This is a genomic window from Cronbergia sp. UHCC 0137 (genome assembly GCF_034932285.1).
GTDB lineage: Bacteria > Cyanobacteriota > Cyanobacteriia > Cyanobacteriales > Nostocaceae > Cronbergia.
The window spans coordinates 43,984-62,415 of record NZ_JAYGHC010000033.1; the positions used below are offsets into that span (position 1 = coordinate 43,984).

At 39.3% G+C, this 18,432-nt stretch carries 18 protein-coding genes; 9 read left to right on the top strand and 9 right to left on the bottom strand.

Going from position 1 to position 18,432, the window contains the following annotated elements:
* Positions 1–243: 243 nt before the first annotated feature.
* Entirely contained in the window at positions 244–933 is a 690-nt protein-coding gene (gene lipB / locus VB711_RS17230) for a lipoyl(octanoyl) transferase LipB (protein WP_323287415.1), read from the bottom strand.
* Positions 934–1,303: 370 nt separating this feature from the next.
* Here lipB and hpf point away from each other — a divergent pair, with 370 nt between their 5' ends.
* Positions 1,304–1,954 (top strand): ribosome hibernation-promoting factor, HPF/YfiA family, encoded by a 651-nt coding sequence (hpf, locus tag VB711_RS17235; protein WP_323287416.1) that lies wholly within the window; start codon positions 1,304–1,306, stop codon positions 1,952–1,954.
* Positions 1,955–2,248: 294 nt separating this feature from the next.
* Here the strand turns inward: hpf and VB711_RS17240 are convergent, their stop codons facing one another.
* Positions 2,249–2,710: a peroxiredoxin gene (locus VB711_RS17240; protein ID WP_323287417.1), complete on the bottom strand. Its 462-nt coding sequence runs from the start codon at positions 2,708–2,710 to the stop codon at positions 2,249–2,251.
* Positions 2,711–3,301: 591 nt separating this feature from the next.
* Between VB711_RS17240 and psb35 the strand changes: the two genes are divergently transcribed.
* The gene (gene psb35 / locus VB711_RS17245) at positions 3,302–3,496 is read left to right on the top strand and encodes a photosystem II assembly protein Psb35 (protein WP_323287418.1); all 195 of its coding nucleotides are present in this window, start codon (positions 3,302–3,304) and stop codon (positions 3,494–3,496) included.
* Positions 3,497–3,554: 58 nt separating this feature from the next.
* Here the strand turns inward: psb35 and VB711_RS17250 are convergent, their stop codons facing one another.
* From VB711_RS17250 to VB711_RS17280, 7 genes are all read right to left on the bottom strand, one after another.
* Positions 3,555–3,977: a TerB family tellurite resistance protein gene (locus VB711_RS17250; protein WP_323287419.1), complete on the bottom strand. Its 423-nt coding sequence runs from the start codon at positions 3,975–3,977 to the stop codon at positions 3,555–3,557.
* Positions 3,978–4,035: 58 nt separating this feature from the next.
* Positions 4,036–5,346, bottom strand: coding sequence for a 16S rRNA (cytosine(967)-C(5))-methyltransferase (locus VB711_RS17255; RefSeq protein WP_323287420.1), 1,311 nt, complete (start codon positions 5,344–5,346; stop codon positions 4,036–4,038).
* Between the two features lie 176 nt (positions 5,347–5,522).
* Positions 5,523–6,938 (bottom strand): glycoside hydrolase 100 family protein, encoded by a 1,416-nt coding sequence (locus VB711_RS17260; RefSeq protein WP_323287421.1) that lies wholly within the window; start codon positions 6,936–6,938, stop codon positions 5,523–5,525.
* A 103-nt stretch (positions 6,939–7,041) separates the two neighbouring features.
* Positions 7,042–8,490, bottom strand: coding sequence for a glycoside hydrolase 100 family protein (locus VB711_RS17265; protein WP_323287436.1), 1,449 nt, complete (start codon positions 8,488–8,490; stop codon positions 7,042–7,044).
* Between the two features lie 541 nt (positions 8,491–9,031).
* On the bottom strand, positions 9,032–9,505 hold the full coding sequence (bcp, locus tag VB711_RS17270; protein ID WP_323287423.1) for a thioredoxin-dependent thiol peroxidase: 474 nt from the start codon (positions 9,503–9,505) through the stop codon (positions 9,032–9,034).
* Positions 9,506–9,993: 488 nt separating this feature from the next.
* A complete protein-coding gene (locus VB711_RS17275; protein WP_323287424.1) occupies positions 9,994–10,422 on the bottom strand; it encodes a ubiquinol-cytochrome c reductase iron-sulfur subunit in 429 nt (142 codons plus the stop codon).
* Between the two features lie 175 nt (positions 10,423–10,597).
* Entirely contained in the window at positions 10,598–10,894 is a 297-nt protein-coding gene (locus VB711_RS17280) for a hypothetical protein (RefSeq protein ID WP_323287425.1), read from the bottom strand.
* A 56-nt stretch (positions 10,895–10,950) separates the two neighbouring features.
* On the opposite strand from VB711_RS17280, the gene VB711_RS17285 reads away from it, so the two are divergent.
* From VB711_RS17285 to VB711_RS17315, 7 genes are all read left to right on the top strand, one after another.
* Positions 10,951–11,481, top strand: a complete 531-nt coding sequence (locus VB711_RS17285; protein ID WP_323287426.1) for a Ycf51 family protein — start codon at positions 10,951–10,953, stop codon at positions 11,479–11,481.
* A gap of 267 nt (positions 11,482–11,748) precedes the next feature.
* The gene (locus VB711_RS17290) at positions 11,749–12,885 is read left to right on the top strand and encodes an iron-containing alcohol dehydrogenase family protein (protein ID WP_323287427.1); all 1,137 of its coding nucleotides are present in this window, start codon (positions 11,749–11,751) and stop codon (positions 12,883–12,885) included.
* A gap of 153 nt (positions 12,886–13,038) precedes the next feature.
* Positions 13,039–14,400, top strand: coding sequence for an AAA family ATPase (locus VB711_RS17295; protein WP_323287428.1), 1,362 nt, complete (start codon positions 13,039–13,041; stop codon positions 14,398–14,400).
* Positions 14,397–15,266 carry a DUF4435 domain-containing protein gene (locus VB711_RS17300; RefSeq protein ID WP_323287429.1) on the top strand — a complete coding sequence of 290 codons (870 nt, stop codon included), beginning with the start codon at positions 14,397–14,399 and terminating at the stop codon, positions 15,264–15,266. The genes VB711_RS17295 and VB711_RS17300 overlap by 4 nt, the downstream gene beginning before the upstream one ends.
* A 70-nt stretch (positions 15,267–15,336) precedes the next feature.
* A complete protein-coding gene (locus VB711_RS17305; protein ID WP_323287430.1) occupies positions 15,337–16,542 on the top strand; it encodes an aspartate aminotransferase in 1,206 nt (401 codons plus the stop codon).
* Positions 16,543–16,581: 39 nt separating this feature from the next.
* Complete coding sequence (locus VB711_RS17310; protein ID WP_323287431.1) at positions 16,582–16,851, top strand: hypothetical protein; 270 nt, start codon at positions 16,582–16,584, stop codon at positions 16,849–16,851.
* Positions 16,852–17,556: 705 nt separating this feature from the next.
* Positions 17,557–18,300 (top strand): tetratricopeptide repeat protein, encoded by a 744-nt coding sequence (locus tag VB711_RS17315; protein ID WP_323287432.1) that lies wholly within the window; start codon positions 17,557–17,559, stop codon positions 18,298–18,300.
* The last annotated feature ends 132 nt before the right edge of the window (positions 18,301–18,432 follow it).

Consider the following 18,432-nt stretch of genomic DNA (forward strand, 5'->3'; position numbering starts at 1 on the left):
GCTATTGTAATTTGGCATTGGGAGTTTTAAAGTGATCTAGATCATACACCATGAGCCAACTTTTAATAAAACAGTAAAAATACTGCTTCTTCAAGTACCTAATATGCAAAATCTAGGACAAAAATCCCAGAAACATCAATCTGTATCAGAAATGAGGCAAAATTTCTAACATTATTACAAAATATTGTCTCTTTCCCCTGTTCCCTGTTCCCTGTTCCCTGTTCCCTATTTCCTCCAATTGATCTAAAATCCAAAATCCAAAATTGTTTGACAATCGACCAGTTCCAGGTGAAAAACTTCTGCAAAAGACTTTGTTACCAAAGAACTAACTTCCGCAAAATTAATACTAGGAATCCATTCAGCTAAACTAGCTACAGGCTTATCTGCAATACCGCAAGGGACAATTAACTCAAAACCTGACATATCTGGACAAATATTGAGAGAAAACCCGTGCATAGTAATCCAACGTCGGACTTTAATCCCGATAGCTGCGATTTTGCGCCCTTCTAGCCAAACACCAGTAAAGCCAGGAAGACGTTCCCCGGATAATCCATAGTTAGCCAAAACGCGAATTAATACTTCTTCAAGCTGACGCAAATACCAATGTAAATCTTGATGATGACGTTGCAGATTTAAAATAGGATACCCCACCAGTTGACCAGGACAATGGTATGTCACCTCGCCGCCTCTTTCGATTTGATGCACATCATACTGATTTTTGTCAAGATCAAATTTGATGAATTTTGGGTTAGATCCCTGTCCTAAAGTGTAGACAGGTGGATGTTCTAGCAAAATCAGTACATCCTCTAGAGTGGGGTTTTGCAAACGTTGAGAGAGGAGCGATCGCTGCCATTCATGGGCATCTGAGTAAGACACCAAGCCTGGTTGATATAAAAGACAACGGTATTTATTGAGTTCTTGACTATAAATCATGGAAAAAATCAATCATATTGTCAATTACAGAAATTTAAGTCAACAAATGTCAAGCTATGCAAAGGATCTTAAAGGAACATCAAGGGAATAAACTTTACAGACAACAAAGTGCTAGATTAGAGATATAAGTTTAAATGGTAACGAATGCACTGACTAAATTATGACGCAAGAAGTTGTCTGCATCTGTAAGGGAAAAACTTTTAACCAAGGTTTGTATTTTCTATCATCAGAGCGATCGAACCTGGAATAAACAAGCAGTGTATAGACAACAGTGAACGATTTATCTTTGCGGTATTGATAGACCTAACCGCACTTACTTAATCTTAGAAAACAAATTCACATCAATCAAATATTGAGTGGGAGATTTTACATGAAACTTGTCATCCACGGCAAAAATATTGAAATCACCGATGCGATTCGGGAATATGTACATCAGAAAATTGAAAAAGCAGTTAGTCACTTTCAGAGCATCACCAATGAAGTGGATGTACATTTAAGCGTAGCTCGCAATCCTCGAATTAATCCTAAACAAGCGGCAGAAGTGACAATTTATGCTAATGGTAGCGTAATTCGGGCGGAGGAAAATAGCGAGAATTTATACGCCAGCATTGACTTAGTTGCGGATAAGATAGCTCGTCAACTGCGTAAATACAAAGAACGCCGTCAAGATCAAAAGACTAATGGTTCAGTCACAGCAGAGACATCAGTTAACCCTACAATTATCACAGATTTAATAGGCGATCGCACTCCCGAACTACCAGACGAAGTAGTGCGTAGCAAGTATTTTTCTATGCCCCCAATGACCCTAGATGAAGCCTTAGAACAACTCCAACTGGTTGGACACGATTTTTATATGTTCCGCAACGCAGAAACCAACGAAATTAACGTCATTTACGAACGTAATCACGGTGGTTATGGAGTCATTCAACCCCGCAACGGTAACGGTCATAGCAACGGCAAAAACGGCAAATCAGCCCAAGCTAATATAGAAACACCAGAAAAGTCTCATGCCCATAAATAACTAGGGTAGCAATCGCAAATCCAATACCCCTCCTTGCTTGCGGGGAGGGGCTAGGGGCTGACAGGTGTAGGTTTTTAATATTATCTGTGAAGGCAGGACTTGGAAGACAAGGAGGTATTGTAGACAAGGAAGATTTTATACAAGAAATGGTCTGTTGAGCTTCAGTTTTTGTGACCAATCGTACATTCTTTGTACAGTTTTCCTCCCTTGTCGCCTTGTCTACCTTGTCCCCCAAGTCTTGCCCTTACGACAATGTAAAATACCTACCCTTGTGAGGGGGCTAGGGGTGGGGTATTATTTAACTGTCAACTGCTGCAAAGTTTTCAGTGCTTCTTCAACGTGACCTTTAAAATTCAACATTGAATCAAATACATATTGTACCACTCCTGCTTGGTCAATCACATAAGTCACACGACCGGGGATCAGACCAAAAGCGGTAGTTGCACCATAAACCTTCCGCACCGTATCACCTTTATCACTTAACAAAATAAAGGGCAGATTGTGCTTGCTTGCAAATTTTTGATGAGAGTCGCTAGAATCACCACTTATACCAACAACCTCAGCCCCAGCAGCTTTAAACACTTCATACTGATCACGAAAGGCGCAAGATTCAATAGTGCATCCAGGTGTGTCGTCCTTGGGGTAAAAATACAGGACAACCGCTTTGTTTCCGCGAAAACTACTCAAACTAACTGTTGAGCCATTTTGAGCGGGTAGGGTAAAATCAGGTGCTTGATCTCCAACTTTGACTGACATAATGGCTATTAATAATTGCTAATAGAATGTATACTATACCCAACACGGCTTAATTGTTTGATTCTCCGGGTAGGGTTTTAAGCCCTGGCGACTAGAAGTCACGGCTACACAAACAAAGTCCGCCTGCGCGGACTAAGGAAAAATCAAGGATGGGAATGGGTTTTGCCTGTGTAGACGCGGTTTCCAACCGCCCGTTTAATTATAAATCTAGGGTTTTCGTGATTATACAAAAGTCCATGTCTCAACCGTTGTGAGTATAACTAATTATCAGTTATAATGGTATAGGACTTACGCACTGTACAAATTAATCATGATCTGCTTTCACCAAAATAGTTTGTTTCGGGTTGCGACTAATTATATTTTTACCGTTCAACTAACCGTGGGGTAAGGGTTTAGCACTGCTAAACCCCTACGATAAATGTATCTTTCCCACTACACATATTTGGTATTTTCTGTCAATGCGTAACTCCTATGGTATTTTGAAGGATTTCTCCCCTTTCCTCCTCCTGATTCATCATAACGATGGATGTCCGTGTTAAGCTAATCTGATGAGTTATTAAGAAGAGTTGCTTAAAACAGGAGAATTTAGTCATGAACTTATTGCTAGAAACAGCAGCACCAGTAGCAACTGGGAATAATTTTCCCCTGGCTTTTACTTTGGTGTATGTAGTTGGTTTTATTGCGGCTGTCACCATTGGCTCAATTGCTTGGTACAACTCAAAACGTCCTGCTGGTTGGGAAAGCAAAGATCGTCCCGACTTTGTACCAAAGGTAGATAAAGAATAGATTTGGGGGAGGAGAAATTACCCTTTCCCCTTTCCCCGTTTATTTTTGCTTTTTTCCCCTAATTTTGAACATCAACCCATCGCCGATAAAGTTTTTGAATTTTTTTCAGCAAGGCGGTGTACGCTGGCTCAGAGGACTCATGAGACTTAGATAACTCCTGCAAAGTTGTCAAAAGTCTTGCTTCTTCGATCGCTACTTCACCATCACTGTAAATTAAGCCACTAATGGCTTCAATCAAATTTTCACAGTCTTCAACAGTAGGGCGATCGCCTAAGTATTCTCTGACCCAATTGTAACATTCTTGGGGCTTGACAGGCACTAATTCATACAACCAAGGTTTAATTTCCGGGTCGGTGGCTAAACCTTTAGCTTGAGCGATTTCTCGCAAATATTGCCGTTCTTCTGGCTGAATCCTGCCATCAATCCAAGCAGCCCCAATCAATATTTTCACTAAATTTTTGACGTTGCCATGAGTAACCATTAGTGCCTCCTCCGGTAGATTCTGGCTCTCTACCAAATCCTACATTCACAGCCAGTATTCACTCGGAATCATTGGTTTTTCTTAACCGCACCATGAAAAAACCATCCATATCCTGTTGATGAGGCCAAACTTTGTTTGCTGTTCCTTGTTCCTGTTGCCAATTTGGATGGGTTGCTAAAAATTTGGCAATTACCTGTTCGTTTTCTGCTGGATGTAATGTACAGGTTGCATAAACTAATATACCATTATTCTTGACAAAATTAGCTGTATGTGATATGAGTTCTGTTTGTAATTGGGAAAGTTCTTGCACAGATTCCGGTGTTTGTCGCCAACGGGCATCAGCATGACGGTGTAGAGTTCCCAGCCCGGAGCATGGCGCATCTAATAGTAGACGGTCGGCAGTGTGATAAAATTGGGGTAGGTTGCGACTGTCGCCTGTGCAGATATCAATAGATTGTAGATGTAGACGTTGGGCATTTGTTTGTAGTTTTCGCAGTCGGGAAGGAGTGCGATCGCACGCCCAAATTTTGCCTGTATCCCCCATTAATTCGGCAATATGGGTGGTTTTTCCCCCTGGTGCTGCACAAACATCAATTATCACTTCACCTGGTTGGGGGTCAAGTAAATGACCAACTAATTGGGCGCTACTATCTTGGATAGTCCACCAACCTTGATTAAAACCGGGTAGTTGTTGAATTGGTCCAGTGCTACTAATTAATCTTAACCCTTGGGGTAGTTGAGGAATGCGTTTGACTAAGACCCCAGCCGAGGTAAAGGCTGATTCTACTTCTTCTACAGAACTACGGAGAATATTTACCCGTAAATCAATTGTCGGGGTTTGATTCATCCACTGACAGAGTTTTTCTGTTTCTGTGATTCCCAATTGTTCTAACCAAACTTGGGTAATCCAATCGGGGAAACTATGTAAAATCCCCAAACGTTCCTCTGGTTTTTCTGGTAATTTTAAAGGTTCTAGTGATTTTTCAGCCAGTCGGATATATTGACGCAATAAACCATTAACAAAACCTGTGAGTCCTGAGAAACCGTTATTTTTAGCTAATTCAACGGTGGTATTAACAGCGGCCGAGGGGGGAATCCGTTCTTGATAACGCAGTTGGTAGAAACCTAGATGGAGGATGGTGCGGAGGTCTTTTGGTTGTTGGTGGGATGCTTTGGTGGCCAGTTGATCAATGAGGGTATCAAGGGTGCGTTGTCTTCTGGTACTACCATAAACTAATTCTGTGAGTAAACGGCGATCGCGATCGGCTAAATTCACCTTTTGTAACACACGATCTATCGCCACATCAGTATAAGCCCCTTGATGCACATCTCGTAAGGCGATAAAAGCTAATTGTCGGGGGTTATTCATGGAATTACAGCAGAGAACAGGAACGCGGACGGTGAGAGAATATTTTATCCCACATCGAAATGAGTTTAGAAGTCAAATAAAGTTTGCAGAAAATTTTCCGTAGTATTATTGTGGCAAATACAATTACAGAATAGCGGGATGTTTTGTAATTAAATTTAGGTAATTAGTAGTTGGCCTTACAAATCACAAACTAGAGAAGTATTATCTGAGTCATATTCTCCAAAACTAATTAATTCTAAATGTTCAGGATTTCGCATTAGTTCTTTAGCTAATAAAAAACCACTGATTGTCCAAGTTTGATATCGCCTCGCGCCTTTACCAATTAATATTCCCCTAGTTCCATCATAATATTCTGGCCATTCATCTTCACTGAGACGGGCTTGGGCGAGTTCAATAGCGCGTTTACCAATATCAGATCTACCAGTTTTTTGAGCCGCCGCAGTTAAAAACCAGATTAATACTGGCCAATTACCACCATTATGATTTGACCATGGTAAATTCTTGGGGTCAGCACCAGTAAAAATTCTGTATTCTTCCTTTTCTAAGGCTGGAAAACAGATTTTCATGGGCATTTGTCCTACTAAATCTTCCCATTGTTCCTCAATCAAATTCATAATAGCTTGGGATTGTTTTTCGGTGGTTAGGGAAGTAATAATTGCCATTAAATTCCCCAAAGAAAAGAAACGAGTATCTAATTGAGATGGTCCAACATTACCTGCTAAATAACCACCGTTGAATGGTAGCCAACTTGATAAATCAGAATAGGGAACGGAATCTGCATAAATATTAAATTGATTAACTGCTGTTTCTCCATATTCTTCCACTTTGAAGCGATGAATTTTATTCAGACGATTAATATCTATCCAGTAATGTTCACGAATATGATTTCTTAATAAGGGTAAGCGGTTATCAATCCCTATGACAATTTCTTCATCACCTGCACAAATCAACAATTTACGAGCAGCACGTAAAGCAGCATAAAATAGAGTTTGAATTTCTATAGGATAACCATAAATACCCAGACGACGGTAAATCATACAAGCGCCATCAGGAACTAACAGGGTTGGATACATATCAAACCGAGTAGCCAAGCACAATTCCATGATTAATGATATCCCTTGCTGAAACTGCGGTTGCAAGGCGAAATTGATATCTTTTGTGGCTTTTACATAAGCGTGTAGTATAATTACCCACCAAAGACATGAATCTACTGGTGTAACTCTAGCGATCGCCTGTTCACCAAAATCGGCCTCTAAATGTTCTTCACCGTTGTCTGAGACAATTTTAAAACTGGCTGGGATTAATCCTTTACTAGGGGTATAAGCATCAAATTGTTTTTCTGTCGGTTGTAATTTTAAAGTTTCTTCTAAAAAGTAACGAACAATATCATATCTACCTTTGATCAAAAAAAGTAAGGCTGAAGGTACAAAATCTCGAACAAAACAATAATCAAAATTTAATACATTTGGGGATTTACTACAGATAGCTAATGTTCCTACTGGGCGATTTTGATAATAAGCAATGGATTTCTCTAATAGCGTCCACCCCTGTTTTTCTACATCATCAGTTATGAATGATTGATCTTTCTCCATTGCCAGAAAAGCTCCCTTTAGTGCTATAATGAATTTACTATTAAACATTGTAGTAGAGACGTTGCCGGTCACGCCTCTACGGGCTTCTGAGCAACTCTCCTGATTATAGAGACATGGATGGATCTATACTACCAACTTCAAACTCACAAGCTCTAGAAACAATTTCAGGAGCTAACTTATCAAAACTAATTAAGGGTAAATGAGACGGGTTTTCAGTTAGTTCTTTGGCTAACAAGAAACCAGTAATTGTCCAGGTTTGATATTTTCTGGCTTGTTTACCAATTAGTCTTCCCTTTTTACCGTCGTAATATTCTGGCCATTCGTCTTCTGCTAGTCGCGTTGCAGCAATTGTAACTGCTGTTTTTGCTAAGTGGGTTTTTTGGGTTTTTAATGCTGCTGCCGATAACATCCACATTAACACAGGCCAGCTACCAGCATTATGATATGACCAAGGTATGTTTTTGGGGTCGCACCCTGTGACAATTCTGTATTCTTCGCCTTGTATGGCGGGATAGGAAATTTTCATCGGCATATCTCCTACCAAGTCATCCCATTTTTCTTCGATCAGACTCATAATTGCTTGGGATTGTTCTTCGGTAGATAAACCAGAAACTACCGCCATCAAGTTACCTAATGAAAAGAAGCGAGTATCTAATTGCGATGGTCCAACATTTCCTGCTAAATAACCACCTTTTTTGGTTAGCCATTTATCTAATTCATAATAGGGTAAAGAGTCAGCATAAATGTTAAAGAGATTTACGGCTGCTTTACCATATTCTTCACTTTTGAAGCGATAAATTGCATTGAGACGATTAATATCGATCCAATAATGTTGGCGAATATGACCACACAAGAGAGGTAAGCGGTTATCAATGGCAGCAACAATATCTTGATTGCCTTGACAAATTAGGAGTTCTCGTGCTACACGTAAAGCAGCGAAAAATAGAACTTGAATTTCTAGGGGATGACCATAAATACCCATGCGTCGGTCAATCATGCAAGCGCCATCGGGAACTAATAGCGTTGGATACATATCAAAGCGATTAGCCAAGCAGATTTCCATAATTAACCTAATACCTGTTTGAAATTCAGGTTGATAGGCTAGAGAAAAATCTTTGGTAGAAATTACATAAGCACGTAATAATATCAGCCACCACAAACAAGAATCAACTGGTGTGACTCTAGCGATCGCGTGTTCCCCAAAATCTGCTTCTAGATGTTCTTCTCCGTTAACGGATATAACTTTGAAGCTGGCTGGAATTAAACCGCGTCCTGGTTTATAGGCATCTAAAGCCCTTTCTTTAGGCTGTAACTTTAAGGTCTCTTCTAGGAAGTTACGAACAATATCATGTCTACCTTTGATCAAAAAAAGTAAAGCCGATGATACAAAATCTCGAATAAAACATTGGTCATAGTTTAGCGCCTCTACAGAAGAATCGTAAGCAGCTACCGTTCCAACTGGCTGCCCCCGATAGTAAAGGATTGAATTTTCTAGGCACTGCCAGGCCTCTGCTTCTATATTTTTACTTGTGTCTACTTCATTGAGTTGCATCGCCGGAATAACTCCATTTAGATCGGGAATTTTGGTTAGTAGATGCGCTTTATTTTTTCTTAATTTTGCCATTCTGATCATAACAAAGACAATCATTGTCATGGCAAGTTTATTCAGAAATAGTAATAATCTCTAAAACTGTTTAACGCAGCTTTAGTAATCATTAAGAATAACTAAGTAAGGCAGCAAGGGCAGGCTGACAAAAAACCAAAAATTAATTATTCTTTGTCTTTCTTCCTGGGACTTTACCCCTAGTTAACTTAGTTATCTACTTGAGGCTGGTGATTGGTAATTAGTAAAATTACTTCCTCATATCTTACCCATCACCTTTATTGAACTGAGATGACAAAATATTTTCTTCCCCTACAAGTTAACAATTTATAACGTTTTATCTGAATATGCAATATAAACGCTTACCAATTTTAGGATATTAATCCATTTAAAGGGTAATGTATTTTATCCCAATACTCATTTTAAAAAGAGCTTTTAGTTGCATAATCAAAATATATAACTATTCTATTTTTCTGTTATCTGCTGTCTGCTACAATTGTTCCTGTAATTTAGTTAAAACTTGTTGAGCATGACCTTTAGTTTTGACGTTAGGCCAGGTATAGGTAATCATTCTCTCTGGTGAAATTAGAAACGTGGAACGAACAACGCCCATATATTCTCTACCCATAAATTTCTTTAAGCGCCAAGCACCATAAGCTTGTATGAGTTGACATTCTGGATCTGTTAATAAGATAATTGATAACTGATGTTTGTCGATGAATTTGGCGTGAGATTTGCCGGAATCTGGACTTACTCCTAAAATTTTTGCTTCGAGGGTGCTAAATTGGGGGTACAAATCGGTAAAGTCTTTGGCCTCGGTGGTACAGCCAGGAGTACCATCTTTGGGATAAAAATAAAGGATGATCCATTGGCCTTTGAAGTCATCTAGAGTAACTAGGTTGCCGTTTTGATCTGGGGTGGAAAAGTTAGGTGCTAGTTGTCCAATTTGGGGAATGTTACTCATGATTAAATTAATTTGGCTCTACGGTACTTGTTATGATAAATGACCAGGTAACAGGTAACAGGTAACAGGTAACAGGTAACAGGTAACAGGTAACAGGTAACAGGGGAAAGAGACAATATTTTGTAATTTTGTAATAATGTTAGAAATACAGGGCTGTTTGCATGAGTTAGGTAATTAGTGCTTATGTGGTGCTCTCCAAATCAAAACGACTATTCCTCCCCCTGCTCCCTGCCCCCTGCCCCCTGCCTTCATAACGACAGGATATTTTTTTATTTGGAAGTCTCTAAAACCATATTTACAGAGGACAATCGGCGTTGTAATTCCTGGGATGTGGTGGATGGAGATCAACCGATGATGGCGGTGCGATCGCGCCTTTAACCAAGGTATATTTATTTACTCCTGTGAAGCCCAAGGTGACTTGAAACATAGATTCTCTGGAGAAATTAACTTAATGGATTTTGAAAGATAGCGATCGCCCCGTTAGATAATTAAGCTGTCTTCACTAACACATCATTACCCTCAATTTTAGCTAGATAAGTTCTCAGTGATTTTTCCGCTGGTTTTTTCTGCACCTTACCATCAGCAGCAAAGGCCGCATCATGACAGGGACAGATAAAGTTATTGGTTTTTGCTTGCCATGCCACTGTACAGCCTTTATGAGTACAGGTAGGGTTAACAGCGATTAAACTAGCTGCATTTTTTGATGTACCAACTACTAACACCGCACCCACTGGAGAATTTTCTGCTAATAACTGCCCAGTCTTGTCTAAATCTGCCACAGTTCCCACTTTTTTCCACTCCTGAGATCGAGCAGATGCAGATATGTCTGTTTCTGAACTACAGGCAGCGATCGCTATAGGTAAAGAACTAGCTACCAAGCCTAAACCCACCCAGTTGATGAAATCACGACGTTTCATAGATGCTATAATTATATCTAAGTTTTTCGCTCATATCTATTATTACTGCAAAATTTGCTACTGTCATAGCCTCTTCTTTAATCATAGGATTTCTACACAGGGTAGTTGTCTAAAACTCTAAAAATCTTATGCTATATTAGTTTTGACCTTTAATTTCCATCCTGCGGTGCTAGTCTTATTCCCAAGTTGAGGCATTTCTTAGCACATCGGGAATTGCTCCTTGGGAAAGGGGAAATTCCAACACAGTTTCTTGATAGCCTAAATATCCAGATTCAGCAAAGGACAACAACAACCGGGTTAAAGCTAACCAGACCTCTGATTCATATTCCCAATCACGATGACGGCCAGCATGGCCAGCAATTGAACGTAGCGCCCAAAAATAAGAATTTCTGACGACAGATCCCCCTTTTTTGAACTCTGGAAGATCCTCTTGGTGAATAAATAACAGATTATTTTCAATTCTGGCTCTCATAGATCATGAATAACGACATTAATCGGTAAAATAGATTTGTCTATAATCAAACTTTTATGCTCACAACATCTGATTTTCTGCAATATTCCCAATGGTCAGGAATTGCTACCTTAGTATTTGCTGCTATAACAATTTTAGCATTTATTCTTAAATGGGGCTTTCGGTTTCGATTGGTAGGGACAACCGGCTTTATGCTGGTATTAACAAGTGGGTTATTTGCCCTTTCCCTGTTTCCTCTCAGTCGAACTGTAATTCCCGGCGCGGTAAAGTATACCCTTGTTTATGATAATGCTTCTAATCAAACAGTGATTGCTACCTCTCCCACAATTACACCGACAGAACTAGAAGCAACCTTACGCCAAGCTGCCAGTAACTTGTATTCCTATGGTCGCTTAGGTAGTAATGGTAACAACCAATTAACCATCCGCGCCCGGACAATTATCCACCCAGAACCAGGACTTACCATACCATTATATTTGGGTCAGGTACAGCGATCGCTCAACAGTCGCCAAGATGTGGAAATGTCAGTGGAAGTATACCTTGACAAATTTGCCCAACTTCCAGAACCCAGTGCTAAAAAGGGTTAGAAGTTAAATATTCTATTCATAGCGTGCGTTTTATAACGCACCTTATCTTTTACTTAAATTAACCAATTGTTAACTGTTAACCTAAAAAATGATATTGTTATTAATCTATACGTTAAACTCAAAACTTTGATAATTTGGAGTTCTAAGACTAATGTACATCTGCATCATCAGGTTATGGACATTTTAGCGTCACCATGAAAACTCGTATTTACATCCATAAGTCTTAATTTACGCAAAAATTATCAATATTTTGCCAAATTCGTAACGATGCCTAATCAAACTTCTACTCAAGCCCCTAGTCCTGTATTTACCCTTACAGTTGCACCAACTAAAGTAATTCGCGGTGCAGGTGTGTTGTCATCAGCAGCAGCAGAAATTCGCCGTTGGGGAACCCGTCCCCTAATTGTGGCAGGAAACCGCACTCTCGCCATCAGCAAAGAGAGTCTCAAACCAATTTTATCAAATCAAGAGTTACACACTGCCATAACCTCTTACGGTGCAGATTGCTGTGAAGCCAGTCTGAAAAACTTACGCAAGGCAGTAAAAGAACATAAAGCAGATGTGATTATTGGTATTGGTGGCGGTAAAGCATTGGATACAGCCAAATTAGTAGCCCATCAACTAGAGTTACCAGTGGTGACAATTCCCACCTCAGCCTCTACCTGTGCAGCTTGGACAGCCCTTTCTAATGTATATTCAGAGGCGGGGGCGTTTTTGTATGATGTGGCATTGTCTCGCTGTCCTGATTTGCTGATTTTGGATTATGATGTGATTCAAACAGCACCACAAAGGACATTAATTGCGGGAATTGGGGATGCGATCGCTAAATGGTACGAAGCCTCAGTTAGCAGTGGACACTTAGAACAAACCCTAATTATTGCCGCCGTCCAACAAGCGCGGGTTTTACGAGATATCCTATTACAAAAGTCGGCTGTAGCTTTACAAACACCAGGTAGCGAAGTTTGGCAAGAAGTGGTAGACTGTACCGTACTCTTAGCTGGTGTAATTGGTGGACTTGGTGGGGCGCAATGTCGTACTGTAGCTGCCCATGCAGTACATAATGGGTTAACTCACATTGCTGGACACAGCAGCATTCACGGCGAAAAAGTTGCCTACGGCATTTTAGTACAGTTGCGTTTAGAAGAAATGATTTTAGGTAATCAATTAGCAGCAGCAGCAAGGCAACAATTATTAAAATTCTATGCAGAGATTGGACTACCCCAAAAATTAGAAGATTTAGGATTAGGCAACATTACCCTAAATGAGTTACAAATTGCTGCGGAAGTTGCTTTAGATCCTAATTCTGACATTCACCGTCTTCCCTTTTCAGTCCCATTAGAACAGTTAATGGCAGCCATGATTTCTACTACCACACCAGTATTAGTTAAAAGTGGTAATGGGTAATTTATCTATGGAGGTGAAGGATTTTATGCTATGACTCAGCTTTTTTCTTAGCTAAGACGACAAGATGTACACAGAAGAGGGGGTTTACACTTTTTGGGCGGGTAGAGGTTACAATTAAAATTAGGAAACCTATGGCTGGGGGACTCAAAAATTATGCAAATTCGGCAAATATCAGTCACTGATTTATTTGGGATTTTTGACCACGTAATACCATTAAATATGGATGAGAGAATCACAATCATTCATGGACCGAATGGATTTGGAAAAACAGCAATGCTGAAAATGCTCAATGGATTCTTCAACTCTCGATATTCAGTATTTCGGACTATTCCGTTTACTAAATTTCGAGTGGATTTAGATAATGGCAATAGTGTTGAAATCTCAAAGAATTCTGAAGCCTTGGAAAAAGGGAAGAAAAGAGAGAATATAAGTTTTGATTTTTATCAACTCGGATTGGAGAAAGTTTCTTTTCCCTTAAAGGCGACAAAGAGTTCTCCAGACCTTGACTTTCCGGTCGATATTTTAGATGATATAATACCTGAGCTTCACCGAATAGGGGCTAAAACATGGCGATATCTTCCCACTGGTGAAACTCTTGCTCTGAGCGATGTTATTGACCGTTTTGAGGATATCCTCTCCTCGAAAATGAAATTGCGAGAAGAACCTGAGTGGCTAGAAAAGTTGAAGAATGATATTCATGTTCGCTTAATCGAATCTCAGCGATTATTAAATTTTATCCCTAGTCGTTCTGCAAGAATATACTCTGGATCACCTTCAATGTTACCAACAGTCTCTGCCTACTCTGAGGAGATTGCACAACTCATTCAATCTAAGCTTGCTGAGTATGGTACAACCTCTCAATCTCTTGATAGGACATTTCCTGTAAGGGTAGTTCAACAACAAGCATCTCATGAAGTGACTGATGAGCCGCAACTAAGTCATCAATTAAAAGAACTTGAAGAGACTCGTTCTCGGTTGATAGAAGTAGGTTTATTAGATAAGGATGAAAATTCAGACTTTCAAATTCAGCCGGAATTTATAGATGAAAGTACCAAAAATATTTTGTCAGTGTATGTTGAAGATGTAGAAAAAAAACTTGGTGTCTTTAGTGAAATTGCAAATAAAATTGATCTTTTAAGGAGAATTGTTAATAATAAATTTGCTTATTCCTATAAAGAAATGAATTTTAATAAGGAGAAAGGATTTGTCTTCAAGACCCTTTATCATCCCTCTTTCTCAAATAGAGATACTCTTTCTCCGACAGATTTGTCATCTGGCGAACAACATGAATTAGTTCTTCTATATGAATTACTTTTTAAAGTTCAACCTAATTCTCTAGTCTTAATTGATGAACCTGAACTATCGCTTCATGTGGGATGGCAGGCTCAGTTTTTGAAGGACTTGCAAGAAATCACAAAACTTGCAGATTTAGATGTGTTGATGGCTACTCACTCTCCAGACATCATTCAAGATCGCTGGGATTTGACCGTGGAAATGAAAGGACCAGAAAAATGAGGGAGCATCTTTCAGTTGACCGTGAGGCTAATGCAATTCAACTACGACGCGAAACCTTTTCTGGAGTTTTCTTATTAGTTGAGGGTAGTTCAGATAAAACTTTATATGAGCGACTAGTTGACAATTCAGAATGTCAACTAATTAGTTATTCAAATAGAAAGCCATCAAGTAAGTTTTGTGTTATTGAAATTATAAAAATTTTAGATAAAAATGGATTTCACGGAGTTATTGCTATTGTTGATGCAGATTTTGACCATTTAGGAATTACTCCATACAGCAATCCTAATCTCTTTCGGACTGATACTCATGATCTTGAAACTATGCTGCTTAATTCACCCGCTCTTGAGAAAGTAATCGCTGAGTTTGGCTCAGAGGAAAAAATAACTAGATTTGGTCAAGATATTAGAACTGTACTACTTGAAGTTGGAACACCAATTGGTTATCTTCGTTGGGTTTCTCAACTTGATGGATTAAATTTAACTTTTAACGGAATCAAGTTTAGTAGCTTTATTAATGAACTAACTCTAGAACTTGATCAAATAAAACTGATTCAAGAAGTGAAGAATAAATCCCAAGCCTTTGCTTTAGACAGCAAAAATTTACAACATCGGCTAATAAGCCAGCAAAGTAGTAACGACGATCCTTGGCAAGTCTGTTGTGGTCACGATTTAGTAGAAATATTATCTATTGGTTTACGTAAGGCAATTGGCTCTGCTAAAGCTTCTGATGTTGAATCAACTTGTCTCGAACGCAGTTTAAGACTTGCCTATGAAGAAACTTATTTTTGCAAGACACATATTTACTTGTCTATTCGCTTATGGGAAAGTAACAATCAGCCATTTAAGGTTTTGCGGAATGAGATTTAGTCCCCACAAATGACCTAAGTAAGCCGCGTAATATTTCTGCCCCCTACCCCTTCCCCGTTTGAGGTTTAAAATGAATTTAAGTTGGATTACCCCCGCAGAACGTGTACAACAATTGCCCCCTTATGTATTTGCCCGTCTTGATGAATTGAAAGCCAAAGCGCGGGAGCAGGGGCTGGATTTAATTGATTTGGGGATGGGAAACCCTGATGGACCAACACCACAGCCAGTAGTAGAAGCGGCTATGGCAGCTTTGCAAAATCCGGCCAATCATGGCTATCCACCATTTGAAGGAACAGCTAGTTTTCGCCGTGCCATTACTAACTGGTATAATCGCCGTTATGGTGTGGTGCTTGATCCTGATAGTGAGGCTTTACCCCTACTCGGTTCTAAGGAAGGATTAACCCATTTAGCGATCGCTTACATCAATCCTGGTGATATTGTCCTTGTACCTTCACCCGCTTACCCTGCCCATTTTCGGGGTCCCCTAATTGCTGGGGGAACAATTCACAGTTTAATTCTCAAACCAGAAAATGATTGGTTAATTGATTTAGCTGCAATTCCTGATGAAGTGGCAAGAATTGCCAAAATCCTCTATTTCAATTATCCCAGTAATCCTACCGCCGCCACAGCCCCCCGCGAATTTTTTGAAGAAATCGTTGCCTTTGCCCGTAAGTATGAAATTCTGTTAGTACATGATTTATGTTATGCAGAATTAGCTTTTGATGGTTATCAACCCACCAGCTTATTAGAAATTCCCGGTGCGAAAGACATTGGTGTGGAGTTTCACACATTATCTAAAACTTACAATATGGCTGGGTGGCGTGTTGGTTTCGTTGTGGGAAATCGTCATGTAATTCAAGGTTTGCGGACGCTGAAAACCAACTTAGATTATGGCATTTTTGCGGCGTTACAAACAGCAGCAGAAACAGCTTTGCAATTACCAGATGTGTATTTAGAAGAAGTCCAGCAACGCTACCGCACCCGCAGAGATTTTTTAATTGACGGTTTAGGTAAGTTGGGGTGGGATATTCCCAAAACCAAAGCAACCATGTATTTGTGGGTAAAATGCCCGGTGGGGATGGGTTCTACAGATTTCGCTTTGCAGGTATTACAGCAAACTGGCGTGGTTCTTACCCCTGGTAACGCTTTCGGTGTTGCCGGTGAAGGCTATGTACGAATTAGTCTAATTGCCGATTGCGATCGCTTGGGTGAAGCTTTACAAAGATTCAAGGAAGCGGGTATTTGCTATCAATCGGAAGTTTCTGTTTCTGCATGATAATTAAGGTGAATAGACAATTTCAAGAGAATTAAGGTTATGACAATTCTGGAAAAAGTAGTAACTACGATGCAGCAGTTACCGATAGATCAACAGCAGCAAGTTCTACGTTTTATTGAGTTTCTTGTATTTGAATTGAGAGATAACGAAGTGGAGGAAAGTAATCACTTAGTTAATCAAGATTCTGAAAAAGCAACTGCAAACAATTCTCCTCGTGATCTATTGAGGAAATGGGAAGGAGTTATTGAAGGTGGGGTAGACGATCTTTCCTTTAATAAGAAATATCTAGAAGAATATGGGCAAAAATGAATCAGCGTATAATTCTCGATACGGGTGTTTTACTCCCTTCCCGGTTTAAGATTACTTATCTTTCTTCTCTTCTTCCTTCGTGTTCTTCGCGTCTATCCCTACGGGACGCTACGCGAACGTGGTTTATTGAATCGGTATTCTTGGAGTGGGAAAGGAGTAGTTGCATATTTCAGGAAATCTGATCGCTTTCATCAATGGGCTGTAACTCAATGGAGACACCTGAGTTCGATATAAATAATCATCATGAAAACTAATTATATCGGGCTTTTCTCAATTAGCAATGATTATTGACAATAAATAAACAAACGAATAAATTTAATTAGCATAAAAATACAATTAAGAGGATGTTTGAAAAGTTTCCGGCGATTACAAAGATGCCTCCGGCACGCTGCCGCGTAGCTTGCTTCCCGTAGGGTACGCTACTACACAAACAAAGTCTGCCTGCGCGGACTAAGGTCAAATAAAGGGTTTACAACCCACGTATCCCTTACGGAACCGGAGGAATAGGTGGGTTTTGTCTGTATAGCCGCGACTTCTAGTCGCCAGGGCGAGTATGAATTTAGACTTTTCAAACACCCTCTAAATTACTCATGTGACGATATCCCTTGATAAAATAGTTACATTTGGGCTTTAATATCAAAATATTGAAGTAATCACAATAATATCCTAATATCATCTAAAAGCCTTAGCTAGAGGAATGAATCAATGCTAGAAATAATAGGATTATTGATGACTGGATTCTGGTTATTAATGATTTATGACTGTGTTCGTAACGAACCAGAAAGACAAACATGGCTGTGGATTTTACTTTTTGTTAATGTTCCTGGTGCTTTGATTTACTTTCTTGCTCGATGGATATACAGAAACAATATCCCCCTACCGAACTATTTTAGTCGGTGGACACGTAAACGGGAACTGTGGTTAGCACAAGCGGAAGCCAAAAATATCGGTAAAGCTCATCAGTATGTGATCTTAGGTAATCTACTTACAGATATGGGCATATTTGATCAAGCAGAAGTAGCATATCAACAGGCTTTAGAGAAAGAACCCAATCATCCTCAAGCACTATGGGGTGCAGCATTGATTGATATCAAAAACAAAAAATTTGTCCCCGCTAAAGAATATTTACAAACTTTATTAAAAATAGAACCAGATTATAAATATGGTGATGCTTCTTTAGTTTATGGACAAACATTATTTAATCTCCAAGAATTAGACCAAGCCAAAGCACATTTGGAAATTCATCTTAAAAATTGGAGTCACCCAGAAGGATATATTACATTAGCAAAAACCCTTGCTCAACAAGGTGAAACACAAGCAGCTTCTAATTATTTAGAAACTATGATTACTAAAATTAGAGGTTCATCATATTATCATTACAAACGTAACAGTCATTTTATCCATCAAGGAGAAAAACTAATAAAGAATCTCAATAAAATTAAAGTATAAAATGTTTCTATACTTTTGCGAAAGTACAAAATTTAAACTCTATCAATTAATTTATGCTTGTTGGTAGTTTCCCCTGTACCTAATTATAAAAATAAACCCCCTCATAATAGTAATGAGAGAGTTTATTTATAT